The sequence below is a fragment of the Brevibacterium sp. XM4083 genome, from assembly GCF_006489205.2.
Taxonomy (GTDB): Bacteria; Actinomycetota; Actinomycetes; order Actinomycetales; family Brevibacteriaceae; genus Brevibacterium.
In genome coordinates this window covers 53,517-66,219 of the sequence record NZ_VFYR02000001.1, presented here as the reverse complement: position 1 = coordinate 66,219, position 12,703 = coordinate 53,517, and the positions used below count along the sequence as shown (strand labels likewise).

Annotated in this window: 13 protein-coding genes; 7 read left to right on the top strand and 6 right to left on the bottom strand. The window is 68.9% G+C overall.

What is annotated here, in order from left to right:
* Position 1: 1 nt before the first annotated feature.
* Positions 2-517, bottom strand: coding sequence for a DUF1990 domain-containing protein (locus FJ887_RS00305; RefSeq protein ID WP_137824926.1), 516 nt, complete (start codon positions 515-517; stop codon positions 2-4).
* Positions 518-650: 133 nt separating this feature from the next.
* Between FJ887_RS00305 and FJ887_RS00300 the strand changes: the two genes are divergently transcribed.
* Positions 651-1,103, top strand: coding sequence for a MaoC family dehydratase (locus FJ887_RS00300; RefSeq protein ID WP_137824925.1), 453 nt, complete (start codon positions 651-653; stop codon positions 1,101-1,103).
* A 46-nt stretch (positions 1,104-1,149) separates the two neighbouring features.
* Here FJ887_RS00300 and otsB read toward each other — a convergent pair whose 3' ends face one another.
* Together otsB and FJ887_RS00290 are read right to left on the bottom strand one after the other, a co-directional pair.
* Entirely contained in the window at positions 1,150-3,795 is a 2,646-nt protein-coding gene (gene otsB / locus FJ887_RS00295; RefSeq protein ID WP_137824924.1) for a trehalose-phosphatase, read from the bottom strand.
* 49 nt (positions 3,796-3,844) lie between these two features.
* Positions 3,845-4,495 carry a hypothetical protein gene (locus FJ887_RS00290; RefSeq protein ID WP_137824923.1) on the bottom strand — a complete coding sequence of 217 codons (651 nt, stop codon included), beginning with the start codon at positions 4,493-4,495 and terminating at the stop codon, positions 3,845-3,847.
* 93 nt (positions 4,496-4,588) lie between these two features.
* On the opposite strand from FJ887_RS00290, the gene FJ887_RS00285 reads away from it, so the two are divergent.
* The 4 genes from FJ887_RS00285 (at position 4,589) to FJ887_RS00270 (ending at position 7,584) form a co-directional block, all read left to right on the top strand.
* Complete coding sequence (locus FJ887_RS00285; protein ID WP_137824922.1) at positions 4,589-5,266, top strand: ArsR/SmtB family transcription factor; 678 nt, start codon at positions 4,589-4,591, stop codon at positions 5,264-5,266.
* 287 nt (positions 5,267-5,553) lie between these two features.
* A complete protein-coding gene (locus tag FJ887_RS00280) occupies positions 5,554-6,810 on the top strand; it encodes a serine hydrolase domain-containing protein (protein WP_137824921.1) in 1,257 nt (418 codons plus the stop codon).
* A complete protein-coding gene (locus FJ887_RS00275) occupies positions 6,807-7,187 on the top strand; it encodes a hypothetical protein (RefSeq protein WP_137824920.1) in 381 nt (126 codons plus the stop codon). The genes FJ887_RS00280 and FJ887_RS00275 overlap by 4 nt, the downstream gene beginning before the upstream one ends.
* A 184-nt stretch (positions 7,188-7,371) precedes the next feature.
* Positions 7,372-7,584 carry a hypothetical protein gene (locus tag FJ887_RS00270; RefSeq protein WP_137824919.1) on the top strand — a complete coding sequence of 71 codons (213 nt, stop codon included), beginning with the start codon at positions 7,372-7,374 and terminating at the stop codon, positions 7,582-7,584.
* A gap of 154 nt (positions 7,585-7,738) precedes the next feature.
* Here the strand turns inward: FJ887_RS00270 and FJ887_RS00265 are convergent, their stop codons facing one another.
* Positions 7,739-8,158 (bottom strand): Rieske (2Fe-2S) protein, encoded by a 420-nt coding sequence (locus FJ887_RS00265; protein ID WP_140955807.1) that lies wholly within the window; start codon positions 8,156-8,158, stop codon positions 7,739-7,741.
* A 102-nt stretch (positions 8,159-8,260) separates the two neighbouring features.
* Between FJ887_RS00265 and recQ the strand changes: the two genes are divergently transcribed.
* Complete coding sequence (gene recQ / locus FJ887_RS00260) at positions 8,261-10,096, top strand: DNA helicase RecQ (RefSeq protein WP_137824917.1); 1,836 nt, start codon at positions 8,261-8,263, stop codon at positions 10,094-10,096.
* Here the strand turns inward: recQ and FJ887_RS00255 are convergent.
* Both FJ887_RS00255 and FJ887_RS00250 read right to left on the bottom strand, forming a co-directional pair.
* Positions 10,084-10,533 (bottom strand): VOC family protein, encoded by a 450-nt coding sequence (locus FJ887_RS00255; protein WP_137824916.1) that lies wholly within the window; start codon positions 10,531-10,533, stop codon positions 10,084-10,086. The two genes, recQ and FJ887_RS00255, sit on opposite strands and share 13 nt — an antisense overlap.
* Positions 10,534-10,730: 197 nt before the next feature.
* Entirely contained in the window at positions 10,731-11,216 is a 486-nt protein-coding gene (locus FJ887_RS00250) for an Lrp/AsnC family transcriptional regulator (protein WP_137824915.1), read from the bottom strand.
* 134 nt (positions 11,217-11,350) lie between these two features.
* On the opposite strand from FJ887_RS00250, the gene kynU reads away from it, so the two are divergent.
* The gene (kynU, locus tag FJ887_RS00245) at positions 11,351-12,616 is read left to right on the top strand and encodes a kynureninase (protein ID WP_137824914.1); all 1,266 of its coding nucleotides are present in this window, start codon (positions 11,351-11,353) and stop codon (positions 12,614-12,616) included.
* Positions 12,617-12,703 lie beyond the last annotated feature (87 nt).

The window sequence follows — 12,703 nt, the reverse complement described above, 5'->3', positions numbered from 1 at the left end:
CTCACTGCCGTCGCAGGGCGCGGGCGTAGCGCCGTCGGTAGATGACCTGCGCGATCCGCACAAGAGGCTCGCCGAGGCGCCAGATCCCCATCCTTGCCCGTGAGGCCGAGCGGAGGACGAGGAAGACCCGATCGTCGGGGAGATGGACGAGGAGGAATGACTCCTCACCGGTGATCGGATGACCGGGCTTCGTGCCGTAGGTGAAACCGCGGACGTCGGCCGCCTCGATGACAGCAAGCACCTGCGAGGGCTCGGGCAGGCGGAACGGACCCAAGCGCACCCGGATCGTCGGCTCCTGCCCCGCCTGCACCCGGACGCCGGCGGGGTCGATGTCGAAGCCGCTGCGGGTCTTCACCTCCCAGTGGAGAAGCTCCTCGGCGCAGCGCTCGAACGTCTTCCGCCCGTGACCGACGAACGATGCGGCCTCGTAGGTGCGGTGGTCGGCGGGACGGTCGAGCCACCTCGGCGAGTGCGGTTGTGTCAGCAGTGGAGAGTCGTCGGTGATCGGCGAAGTCATCTCCCCAACCTATCGAAGGGGTGTCGTTCGGCAGTAGAGTGCGAGGGGACGGCCGCCGTCGAACGAATGTCCGATCAGTGACTCGATGTCGGCCGCCGACCGGACCACGCCATCGGATCGAAGGGGAACCCACATGCGCACACTCACCGGCATCGATGAGGTCGAGGCGGCCGTCGGCACGGAGCTCGGGACGTCGGAGTGGCTGACCGTCGATCAGGACATGATCACTGCCTTCGCCGATGCCACCGACGACCATCAGTGGATCCACCTCGACGAGGAGCGTGCGGCCGCCGGGCCGTTCGGCGCGACGATCGCCCACGGCTTCTACACGCTCTCGCTCCTGCCGAAGTTCTCCGCCGAGATCTTCGCGATCGAGGGAGTGTCGATGAAGATCAACTACGGGCTCAACAAGGTCCGCTTCCCGCAGCCCGTCCTCGTCGACTCCCGACTGCGCGACACCGCCACCCTCACCGAGGTGACGCGCAGCCCGAAGGGCACGCAGCTGATCATCAGGCACGTCATCGAGATCGAGGGTCAGGAGAGGCCGGCCTGCATCGCGGAGATGGTCAGCCTCCTCGTCGAGTGAGGCGACGCGTCGAGCCATATGACGCGACGAGTGAGGCGCTGGGGGCTCAGCTGGGACGGTACTCGTCGAGCATCTGGGCGACGCGGATGTAGCCGAGATGCGAGTAGGCCTGTGGGTGGTTGCCCAGGTGCATCTCGGCGACGGGGTCGTACTCCTCGGGCAGCAGGCCGGTGGGCCCGAGCAGATTGTCGAGCTGCCGGAAGAGATCCCACGCATCGTCGATACGGCCGACCTTGATGAACGCCTCGATGAGCCACGTCGTGCAGATGTGGAACCCGCCCTCGAGACCGGGCAGGCCGTCCTCGTAGCGGTAGCGGAAGACCGTGGGCCCGACGCGCAGCTCCCGTTCGATGGCGTCGACGGTCGCGATGAACCGCGGGTCATCGGCCTCGAGCAGACCGCTCAAGCCGACGAACAGACCCGCCGCATCGAGATCCGGTTCGCCGTAGGCGACGGTGAAGGCACCGACCTCCTCGTTGAAGCCATGGGTGAGGATGTCGCTCTTGATCTCCTCGCGCAGCTGACGCCACGCCCCGGGCAACTGCTTGTCGAAGCGCTCAGCGATCCGCAGGGCGCGGTCGACGGTCACCCAGCACATCACTCGCGTGTAGACGTTGTGCTTGGGCGCGCGCCGGGCCTCCCAGATGCCGTGATCGGCCTCGAACCAGCGTCGGCTCACCGCCTCGACCATCTGGGTCGTCAGCGTCCAGTAGGCCTCGGGCAGCTCGCCGAGGCGCTCGGTGAGTTCGTCGAGGAGTTCGGTGACCGGCCCGAAGACGTCGAGCTGCACCTGGTGCTCAGCGGCGTTGCCGACCCGCACCGGGCGCGACCCGGCGTATCCGGGCAGATGCGCGAGCACCGCCTCGGTGGTCAGTGCCGAACCGTCGACGGCGTAGAGCGGGTGGAGCTGTTCGGGAGCGACCGTGTGGGAGAGGATCCCCGTCAGCCACGAGAGGAACCCTTCCGCCTCGGCGGTGGATCCGAGGGCCAGCAGCGCCCGCGCCGTCATCGATCCGTCGCGCAGCCACGTGTAGCGGTAATCCCAGTTGCGGACGCCGCCGATGCCCTCGGGCAGGGAGGTCGTCGGGGCGGCGAGGATGCCGCCGGTGGGCTCATGGCAGAGCGCGCGCAGGGTGATCGCGGACCGGATGACCTCCTCGCGGTGATGGCCGGGGATCGCGAGCGTGCTCGCCCAGTTGCGCCAGAAGTTCAGCGCCCGATCCCGGACATGGCCCTCTCCGCCCTCGGCGATGAACCGGGCGTCGCCGGTGCCCGACCCGCACGCGAGGACGAGGACGACCTGGCCGCCGGGGAAGTCCGAGGGCACGACGACCGCCTCGGCGGTCTGGGACTGTCCCGACTCGACGATCTCGAAGTCGACGCCGGGAGCGATGAGCCGGATCGGCTCCGAGGTGCCGAGCACGCGCACCCCGTCGCGGATCGGCGCGAGCCGGGTGGGCACGGTGGCGTAGTCGAGTCGCGGGGCGAAGCGGATCCGCGCGGGCGCGTCGCCGGTGAGGACACGGACGACGATCGTGTCGTCGCTCGCGCCGTCGACGGGCGCGAGGTAGTCGATGCAGCTCAGCCCCGGCCACCGGGTCTCGAGCAGCGTCGAATGCGTGAGGTAGCGCTGAGTGAGCGGGTCGACCCCGGATTCGGCGCCCACGGCGAAGTAGCCGGCGGCGGCGGAGCCGAGGATCTCGGAGAACATCGACGATGAGTGCGGCAGCGGGTGAGGCATCCAGCAGATGCTGCCGCCCGGGTCGACGAGGGCCGTCGACTGCCCGTTGCCGAGCATGCTGTGCCGCTGGATCGGGATCGCCTCGCGACCGAACAGCCACGACTTGCGCAGCTCGTAGATCGCGGCGAGGACGACGGAGACGACGTCGGGCGAATCGATGCGGAACTCCGCGTGGGTCTCCGTCCCGTCGTCGCCGACCTTGAGACCGAGGTCGAAGTCGCCGAGGATCTCGAGGGCGAGCTCGTCGGAGCGGTCATCGCCGATGAAGACGACGACTTCGGCACCCGTCTCCGCGCGCAGGTTCGCCAGAGCCTCGGCCTTCGACGAGGGCACGACGGAGAGGTCGACGACCTGCTTGCCCCGGGTCGGGAAGATCTCGTGCTTCTCCACGAGCGCGGCGATGCCGTCCTCGACCTTCTGCCTGGCATCGTCGTCGAGACCGCGCAGGTGGACTGCCGCACCCGCCGTCTTGTGCTCGATCACCTCGGCGGGCAGGGTGTCGACGAGGTCGCGGCGGAAGGCCTCGAGTGCCGCCCGCTGCCGCGGTTCGAGCGCGCGGTGCACCTCGCTGTCGGTCTCGCCGCCGTGGGAGCCGAAGAGGTGGACCTCGCGCGGCAGCCGGGACATCGCCGCGAGATCCCGAAGGCTGCGACCGGAGATGACGCCCGCCGAGGTCGACGGCAGCAGCGCGAGCGCGCGGAGCGAATCGACCGAGCTCTCGAGCGGGTACGCCTCGGCGGGGTTGGCGACGATCGGCGCGATCGTGCCGTCGTAGTCGGTGGCGATGAGCAGCGACGGTGACCGTGAGACCTGGAAGAGACGCCGGAAGAGCTCATCGGGCAGGGCGCGACTGGCCTCGGCGAGATCGCCGAGGAGGCCCGACGACGACACGGACGCCGAGATCGGAGTCAGGGGGGACACATGGCCGTAGTCGTTCTCGACAGTGCTCATCTCACCTCAGGCTTCGGGTCGGAGGTCGGGTGTCGGTCGGTGGTGCGGGTTATTCGGCTGCGGTGTCGTGCGCGTCGTCGGCGGCATCCGCGCTGCGGGCGGCCTGTCTGCCCTTGCTGATGCGCGAGTACCCGCCGATGATGAAGATCACTCCCGCGATGAGCGAGGCGGCTCCCGTGAAGCCGATGATCGCCAGTGCCTGGAAGTCGGTGCCGAACAGGAGGATGATGCCGAGCAGGACGTGGACGGCGGCGGAGATGAGGAAGTCCGAGGCCATCGGGTGGTGGACGAGCTTGCGGTAGTTCCACAGCTCGATGAGACCGTGGAGGACGGCCCAGATGCTCAGGGCAGCGCGCACCTCGGCGGGCTGGTCGGCCATGAAGAGGAAGACGATCGCCGGAACCGTGATGATCGCCTGGCCGAAGATCGCAGTGCGCACCGACAGCGGCGAGCGCAGAGCCTGGTAGACGAGGGCGAGCGCGAGCAGCGCGAGGTAGCCGATGCTGAGCAGATCGACGATGTCGACGCCGAGGGACAGCTGCATCGGATTGACCGCATCACGCGGCCAGAACACGGTGGCGAAGCCGAAGAGGACACCGAGGATGCCGCGGACGATCATCGGCGCGCCCATCGTCCTGGCCTCGGCGATCAGCTCCGAGGCGGGGGCGACGGGTTCGGTGCGGGATTCTTCAGTACTCATCACCCGTCCAGTTTAGGTCTCCGACCCCACCGAGTCCCAGTAGCCAAATATTCTTCTATTTACGTAATTACGTAATTCATGTATTCTCGAGCCATGAGCACCGCGTCATCCGATTCCGCGCACACCCCAGCGACCGCGAGCACCGCCCTCGAGGCTCGCCTCGGGGCCCTCGAAGCGCGGGTGGCCGAGCTCGAAAGCACGCGGGGGCTCGACGGTTCTCGGGAGGGGGAACCGGCCACCGCGAGCGAGGGTGCGCAGGCGACCGATGGTGGGCACACACGATCGGGTGAGCGCGCGACCACTGGAGAACAGGCGACCACCCGCGGCGCCTCGGCGCCCCGCTTCTCTGCGGGCGGGCCGGATGACGACACGTTCTGGGTCCTCAACGGACTCGTCGAGCGCCTCGGCGACGGCGGCGGCGTCACCTATGCCGGTCAGGTCACTCCGCCGGGCACCGATTCCCCAGTCGCGTGGCAGATGGGGCTGACCGCGACAGGGTTCGACGAGATCGATTTCGCACAGGCCGCACCAGCCCTGTCGGCGTTCAGTCACCCCGTCCGGCTCGCACTCCTCCAGGCGATCCACTCGGGCGCGACGACCGTCGCCGAGCTCAGTGCCGACGACCGCTTCGGCACGACCGGCCAGATCTATCACCATCTCAAGGCGCTGGCCGCCGCCGGCTGGCTCGAGAACTTCCCGCGCGGCCACTGGCGCGTGCCCGCGCAGAAGGTCATCCCGCTCCTCACCCTCATCCTCATCGGAACCCAATGACCCCACCGGCGGCGATCGCCGCGCCGCCCGACACACCCTGACCTGCCCGAGGCACCACGACCAGCCGTTTCATCGACCAACCGACACCACGACCAACCCCACCACATCACCGACCAGTCGCTTCACCGATCAGCCGCCTCACTGACCATTCGACTCACTGACCAGCCGCCTCACGGACCGCTCGACTCACCGGATCAGCGCAGCCCTGGTCAGGCACATCGTCGACCCGTCACATCACCTCTGCCTCTGCATCGCATCACCTCAATCACTCGATATCAGGAGTTGCCATGACTATGACATCCGCCACTGACACGGATACCCGGCGGACACCTCGGCGCCGGGCGATCGCCGTCACCGCGGCCGCGCTCACGGCGATCGTCGCCGTCCTCCTCACCCCTCTCCCCCGCGGATTCCAGGGTGACGTCACCGGCGATGAAGCGCTCATGGAGGCCACCGCGGCCGCGCTCGGCAGCGGGCACTGGCAGCACGTCGCCGTCGCGAAGGTCGACGGGGACACCGTGACGACGGCGGGCACGGGTGCCGACGCGACCACGGAGTTCGAGATCGGCTCCCTGACGAAGACCTTCACCGCCGCCCTCTTCGCCGATGCGATCGACCGGGGTGAGGTGACCGAGGGGACCCGCCTCGGCGAGATCTGGCCTCAGCTCGACGGGAAAGCCGCCGAGGTGACCCTGTCCTCACTCGCGATGCAGCGTTCCGGACTGCCCAGGGTCGAACCGGCGCCGAGCGTCGGTGATGCGGTCGCATCGGTCCTTGCGTCCTACCTCCACCGCGATCCGTACCGCGGCAGCGTCGACGACCTCATCCGCACCCTCGGCGACACCGACGTCAGCGATACGACCCCGGAGTACTCGAACTTCGGGTTCGCGGTCCTCGGGCAGTCGCTCGCGAAGGTCAGCGGCATGAGCTACCGGGAGCTCGTGAAGCAGCGGATCACGCAGCCGCTGGGGATGAGCAGGACGTACGTGCCCGCCTCGGCGACGGGGCTCTCGCACGGATACACGGCATCGGGACTGCCTGCGGCACCCTGGACCCTCGGCGCATCGGCCCCCGCAGGGGCGATCCGGTCGACCGCGGACGACATGGCGATCTGGCTGCGCGCCACGATGGAGGGCACCGCGCCGGGAGCCGTCGCTGCCCTGCCGCGGGCCGACTTCGACGAGGCCGACCGCATCGGCTTCGCGTGGATGACGACGACAGGGCGCACCCCGGCCATCACCTGGCACAACGGCGGCACCGGCGGGTACAGCTCGTTCCTCGGCTTCACTGCGGACGCAGGCACGGGGATCGTCGTCCTCGCCGACTCCGCGATCTCCGTCGACGGCGCCATCGACCTCATCTCCACTGCGTCCGGCTCCGCTGCGCCCCAGCCCACCGGAACAGCTCCCGCTGGGTCCCCCTCCGCTGGGTCCCCCTCCACTGAGTCCGCCGAGGTGGGGGCCGCCTCGGCGCGATCCGTCCCCGGCACCGTCTTCCCTCCCACCGCACCCCGTTCCGCCCGAATCGAAGGAGACCGCTCATGAGCGCAGCCCTCGTCTCAACGATCGTCACGACCCTCGTCCTCGCGTACGCTGCGTGGACCGCGCTGGCCGCCGGCCGACGGGCCCAGTCGCGCCGTCAGCTGCTTGCGGGCCTGCTCCCGGCCGTCGCGTTCGTCCTGCTCATCCGTCTCATCGGAGCTTTCGGGGGATGGACGGACGCCGCGCTCTGGGTGTGGCTGGCCGCGCTGGTCGCCTGCGTCTGGGCGGCATTCCGCGCCGCCTCGGTGTGGCCGGACCTGCCGTGGAGCGCTGCCGATCCGAAGGTCGCACGCGGTGAGGTTCCGCGCCTCGTCGTCGGAGCGGCGTTCGCCGCCGCCATCGCCGGAGCACTCGTCCTCCCCGGCCTGTTCCTGGGGTGAGCGCCATCGGTCGCGATGCTGGGCACCACCGGCCGACGACCGCCGATCAGAGCACGACGACTACCGAACAGAGCACCGACGACCGCCGAACAGAGCACCGACGATCACCGTTTAAGGCACAACGACCGCCGGTCGGATAACTCGAGAGAAGACACGCACGAGAACACATCAAGGAGAATGCATCATGGTCAATCGACAGCTCCCGCGTCCGAGCGCACAGTCGTGGACGGCCGCAGTCATCGCAGCGATCCTCGGCGGGATCGTGGGATTCCTGCTCTTCGATCCGCTCTTCGCGGTCCCGTTCGCCGTCATGGGCTTCTTGGTCGGCATCGGAGGCGCCTACAGCATCCAATCGGCGAAGAAGCCCGACGACCGCCCCGACTCCCCCGGCGACTGAAGACGCGAGCGTCACCGCGGAGTGACGGCGGGGCCGCAGCGACAGCTGGGCCGCAGCGACAGCTGCTGAGCCGTGAAGCCCAGGTGCTGGACTGCGAAGTCAAGCTGCTGCGCCGTGCGGTGCGGCTATTCGGCCGAGCGGCCGAGCGAAAGAACTACTTGGCCGAGAGGTTGAGGGTCCCGTCGGAGTCGGTGACCTGGTAGGTCGGCAGCGCTTCGGTCGCCGGACCGGAGAGCACTTCGCCGCTCGTCGCCGAGTAGCGCGAGGAGTGGCACGGGCACACGATCTCGGTCTCGGTCACGGTGCGGACCTGGCACCCCTGGTGGGTGCACACGGAGGAGAAGGCATGGAACTCCCCCTCCTTCGGCTGGGTGACGACGTAGGCCTCGTCGACGACGATGCCCGACCCGACGGGCACATCGCTCGCCGGCACGGTCGCATCCGGCGGCGCCGACGCCGAGGACCCCGCACCGGATCCCGAATCGTCGGAGCTGCACGCCGAGGTGAGTCCGACCACCGCGGCTGTGCCGACAGCCCCTGCGGAGGTGATCATCGTGCGCCTGTTCGGTTCCATGCAGCTCTCCTCAGCTCGCCGGTGGGTCTCCCCACCCAGCCTATCGCGGCCCCCGCGCCGGTCCTGAACACTCGCGTCAGGGTCGTCCACTAGGCTGGGCGCATGACCGCCCCAGCCACGACCTCCGCCCTCGACGTCCTCCACGATGTCTTCGGCTACGAGGACTTCCGCGGCCAGCAGGCGGCGATCGTCGACCGCCTCGTCGGCGGCGGTGATGCCGTCGTGCTCATGCCCACCGGCGGCGGCAAATCGCTCTGCTATCAGATCCCCGCGCTCGTGCGCGAGGGCACCGGCATCGTCATCTCCCCACTCATCGCCCTCATGGCCGACCAGGTCGCGGCGCTCGACAACCTCGGCGTGCGGGCCGCCTACCTCAACTCCACCCTCGACATCGACGAAGCGCAGGACGTCGAACGCCGCCTCCTCGATGGGGAGCTCGACCTCCTCTACCTCGCCCCCGAACGCCTTGTCCTCCCCCGGACGATGCAGCTGCTCGAGCGGGCGGACATCTCCCTGTTCGCGATCGACGAGGCGCACTGCGTCTCCCAGTGGGGTCACGATTTCCGCAGCGACTACCTCGGCCTCGGGGTGCTCGCCGACCGCTTCCCCGCCGTCCCCCGCATCGCCCTGACCGCGACGGCGACCCCGGCCACGCATGCCGAGCTCACCGAGCGCCTGCAGCTGCGCGACGCCGAGCACTTCGTCGCGAGCTTCGACCGCCCCAACATCACCTACCGGATCGAGCCGAAGGCCTCGGCCCGCTCCCAGCTCATCAGCTTCATCACCACCGAACACCCCGGTGACTCCGGGATCGTCTACTGTCTGTCCCGGCGCGGGGTCGAACAGCTCGCCGAGGCGCTCGTGGCCCGCGGCATCCCCGCCCTTCCGTACCACGCAGGTCTGCCCGCCGAGGTGCGCGCCGAGCACCAGGCCCGCTTCCTCCGCGAGGACGGTCTCGTCATGGTCGCGACGATCGCCTTCGGCATGGGCATCGACAAACCCGACGTCCGCTTCGTCGCCCACCTCGACCTGCCGCGCAGCGTCGAAGGCTACTACCAGGAGACCGGACGAGCCGGTCGCGACGGCCTGCCCGCGGATGCGTGGATGGTCTACGGCCTCGGCGACGTCGTCTCCCAGCGCCGCCTCATCGAATCCGGGGAGGGCGACCAGGCCCACAAACGCCGCGTGATGGCCCACCTCGACTCGATGCTCGCCCTGTGCGAGACAGTCGACTGCCGCCGCGTCCAGCTGCTGCGCTACTTCGACGAGGAGTCCGCTCCGTGCGGCAACTGCGACACCTGCCTGACACCCCCGGCGACGTGGGATGCGACCGTGGCCGTGCAGAAGCTGCTCTCGACGGTCATCCGCCTCGACCGCGAACGCGGCCAGCGCTTCGGCTCCGGCCAGGTCATCGACGTTCTCCGCGGCAGTGCCAACGACCGTTCCCGGGCCTCCGACCATGAGAGCCTCAGCGTGTGGGGCGTCGGCGCCGACCTGTCCGAGGGCGAATGGAAGGCCGTCATCCGACAGAGCCTGGCCCGCGGACTCCTCGAATCCCACGGTGACTACGGCGTGCTCGTCCTCGGGCCCGCCGCCGACCCGGTGCTGCGGGGGCAGACCGAGGTCTCGATGCGCGTCGATCCGGTGAGGAAGTCCGGTGGCTCGCGCTCAGGATCGAAGCGCCGAGGCGGTCCCGAGGTCGCACTCGACGCCGCCGACTCCGCGCTGTTCGACGCCCTGCGGTCCTGGCGCGCGGGACAGGCGAAGGAACAGAGCGTGCCCGCCTACGTCATCTTCCCCGACGCGACGATCTACGGCATCGTCGAAGCCAAACCGACATCGCTTGACAGCCTCGGCCAGGTCAGCGGTGTCGGACTGAAGAAGCTCGAACGCTACGGCGACGCTGTGCTCGAGGTCCTCGCGGCTCACAGAGGCTGATCGGCTGTCGCCTCCGTCTGCGCGAACGCCTCCGGTCCCGCCTCGGCGGCGGCCGGATCCATCCACATGAACTCGAGGATGTTCCCGTCGGGATCGGTCATGCTGATGCCGTACATGAACCCGTGATCCGTCGGTGGGCGGTTCTCTCCGCCGCCGGCTTCGAGGATCGCGGTGCGCATCGCATCGACGTCGGCTCGGGACTCCCGGGAGAGCGCGGTCATCACCTGCGCCACGGAGTGCGGATCGGCGATCGGCTTGTCGGTGAAGGTCTGGAGATACTCCTTGGCGAGGATCATGAAGAAGATCGCGTCGTCCCACTTCACGCATGCAGCGTTGTCGTCGGAGAACTCGGGGACGATCTGCGTGCCGAGCGCCGAGTAGAAGGCCTTCGCCCGTTCGAGGTCGAGGGTGGGGAGGTTGACGAAGATCTGGGACATGACTGCTCCTTCGCAGTGAGGTGGTCGCGCGGATGCGGTGCCGCACTTCATCCTCACCGGTCGCCGACTCCGAGTCAACGGTCACGGTAACCCGGCCCCACCTCGGCGAACGACCGTGACGGCAGCCTGTCCACGGGAATCCGCGGGGCGAGCGGCCGAACGGCCCCACCTCGGCGGACTGACCGGACTTCGCGGACTCACCCGCGGTGGTGGCCGAAGACGAGGCTCGTCTGCGTGTGGGCGATCGTCGTGTCCGAGAGATGCTCTTCGATGAATGTGTGGAGACCGCGGGGGTGGCTCGCGGCGATGTGGACGAGGAGGTCGCGCTCACCGGAGACCTGGAAGACCTCGAGGGTCTCCGGCACCTCGAGGAGGCGGGCGATGACCGAGGCGATCGCGGCGCGTCCGACCGGTGTCATCCGCACGGAGACCATTCCGAAGACCGTGAGACCGAGCGCCTCCCAGTCGATGTCGGCGTGGAAGCCCTTGATGACCCCGCGCCGGCGCAGGGCGCTCACCCGGCCCGAGCACGTCGAGGGCGCGAGCCCCACCCGTTCGGCGAGATCTTTGTTCGAGATCCGGGCATCGGCACTGAGCTCGCGGAGGATCGCCAGGTCGGTCGCGGCCAGGGGCGCACCCGGTTCGGCACGGTGATCGGTGATGAGACTCGAATGATTCACCATTCTCCTAGAGGTTTTCCGTCGATCGTTCACTTCCGCATCGATCGTCTCGCATCTTTGACACGATGGGAAGACGATCCGACGTGTCACCGTCGTCACCGCCCGACAGTGACCGACCCGCGAAGGAAGGACCCCCGATGACCGAGCTCGACCGCGCCGCCTGCGAACGCCGCGACGCCGCTGACCCCCTGCGCGGCTTCCGCGACGACTTCATCATCGACGAGGGCACGATCTACCTCGACGGCAATTCGCTGGGCGCACGCCCGCGCGGCGCTGCCGAACGGGCGCAGGAAGTCATCGCCGAGGAATGGGGCACCGGCCTCATCCGCTCGTGGAACACCGCCGGCTGGTTCGAGATGCCGGCCGCCCTCGGCGAGAAGGTCTCCGGCCTCGTCGGTGGCGGCGCCGGCAGCACGGTCGTCACGGACACGACGTCGATCAATCTCTTCAAGGCCGCCTCGGCGGCGCTGCGCATCCAGCGCGAGGACGCCCCCGACCGCCGGATCATCCTCACCCAGCGGGAGAACTTCCCCTCCGACATCTACATGCTCCAGGGCCTCGCCGAGCAGCTCGGCGACGGGTACGAGGTGCGCCTCGTCGACGACGCCGAGGTGACCGCCGGCTTCCCGCAGTCGATGAGCGACGAGGTGGCCCTCGTCGTCCTCACCCACGTCAACTACCGCACCGGCCGGCTCTTCGACATGCGGTCGACGACCGAGGCGATCCACGCCGGCGGCGCCCTGGCGATCTGGGATCTGTGCCATTCGGCCGGCGCTCTGCCCATCGACCTCGCCGGCGACGGCGCCGACATGGCCGTCGGGTGCACGTACAAGTTCCTCAACGGCGGCCCCGGCTCCCCGGCCTTCATCTGGGTGTCCGAAGACCTGCAGAACCGGTTCGCCCAGCCGCTGTCGGGGTGGTGGAGTCACGCGAAGCCGTTCGAGATGAGCCCGGACTACGCCCCTGCTGAGGGGATCCGCCGCTTCCTCACCGGCACGCAGGGCATCGTGTCGATGTCCGTCGCCGAGGTGGGCCTCGACGTGGCGGCGCGCGCGGACATGGGCGTGGTGCGGGAGAAGTCGCTCGCGCTCAGCGACCTCTTCATCGACCTCGTCGAGCAGCGCTTGGCCGCTCACCCGGTCGAGATCGTCACCCCGCGCGACCATGCGCACCGCGGTTCGCAGGTCTCCATCGCCCATGAGGAGGGGTTCGCGATCATGAGTGCGCTCATCGACCGCGGCATCATCGGCGACTACCGCGAACCGTCGATCCTCCGCTTCGGCCTCACCCCGCTCTACCTCGGCTTCACCGACGTGTGGGACACCGTCGAGGCGCTGCGCGACATCCTGGACAACCGCCTGTGGGACACCCCCGAATACCAGGTTCGCGGCGCGGTCACGTAGGCCACGAGCCTCGGATCTCAGCAGCCGTCCGGACGCTCGGCAAGACAGCGTTCGGCAATTCTGCGATGGGTTGCTCAGCGCCGGGCC

What these genes read in the sequence shown, in the direction of transcription:
- FJ887_RS00285 (WP_137824922.1), top strand. Translation starts at nt 4,589, where the DNA reads ATGAGCACCGCGTCATCCGATTCCGCGCACACCCCAGCGACCGCGAGC.
- FJ887_RS00265 (WP_140955807.1), bottom strand. Translation starts at nt 8,158, where the DNA reads ATGGAACCGAACAGGCGCACGATGATCACCTCCGCAGGGGCTGTCGGC.
- FJ887_RS00305 (WP_137824926.1), bottom strand. Translation starts at nt 517, where the DNA reads ATGACTTCGCCGATCACCGACGACTCTCCACTGCTGACACAACCGCAC.
- FJ887_RS00255 (WP_137824916.1), bottom strand. Translation starts at nt 10,533, where the DNA reads ATGTCCCAGATCTTCGTCAACCTCCCCACCCTCGACCTCGAACGGGCG.
- FJ887_RS00275 (WP_137824920.1), top strand. Translation starts at nt 6,807, where the DNA reads ATGAGCGCAGCCCTCGTCTCAACGATCGTCACGACCCTCGTCCTCGCG.
- kynU (WP_137824914.1), top strand. Translation starts at nt 11,351, where the DNA reads ATGACCGAGCTCGACCGCGCCGCCTGCGAACGCCGCGACGCCGCTGAC.
- FJ887_RS00280 (WP_137824921.1), top strand. Translation starts at nt 5,554, where the DNA reads ATGACTATGACATCCGCCACTGACACGGATACCCGGCGGACACCTCGG.
- recQ (WP_137824917.1), top strand. Translation starts at nt 8,261, where the DNA reads ATGACCGCCCCAGCCACGACCTCCGCCCTCGACGTCCTCCACGATGTC.
- otsB (WP_137824924.1), bottom strand. Translation starts at nt 3,795, where the DNA reads ATGAGCACTGTCGAGAACGACTACGGCCATGTGTCCCCCCTGACTCCG.
- FJ887_RS00270 (WP_137824919.1), top strand. Translation starts at nt 7,372, where the DNA reads ATGGTCAATCGACAGCTCCCGCGTCCGAGCGCACAGTCGTGGACGGCC.
- FJ887_RS00250 (WP_137824915.1), bottom strand. Translation starts at nt 11,216, where the DNA reads ATGGTGAATCATTCGAGTCTCATCACCGATCACCGTGCCGAACCGGGT.
- FJ887_RS00300 (WP_137824925.1), top strand. Translation starts at nt 651, where the DNA reads ATGCGCACACTCACCGGCATCGATGAGGTCGAGGCGGCCGTCGGCACG.
- FJ887_RS00290 (WP_137824923.1), bottom strand. Translation starts at nt 4,495, where the DNA reads ATGAGTACTGAAGAATCCCGCACCGAACCCGTCGCCCCCGCCTCGGAG.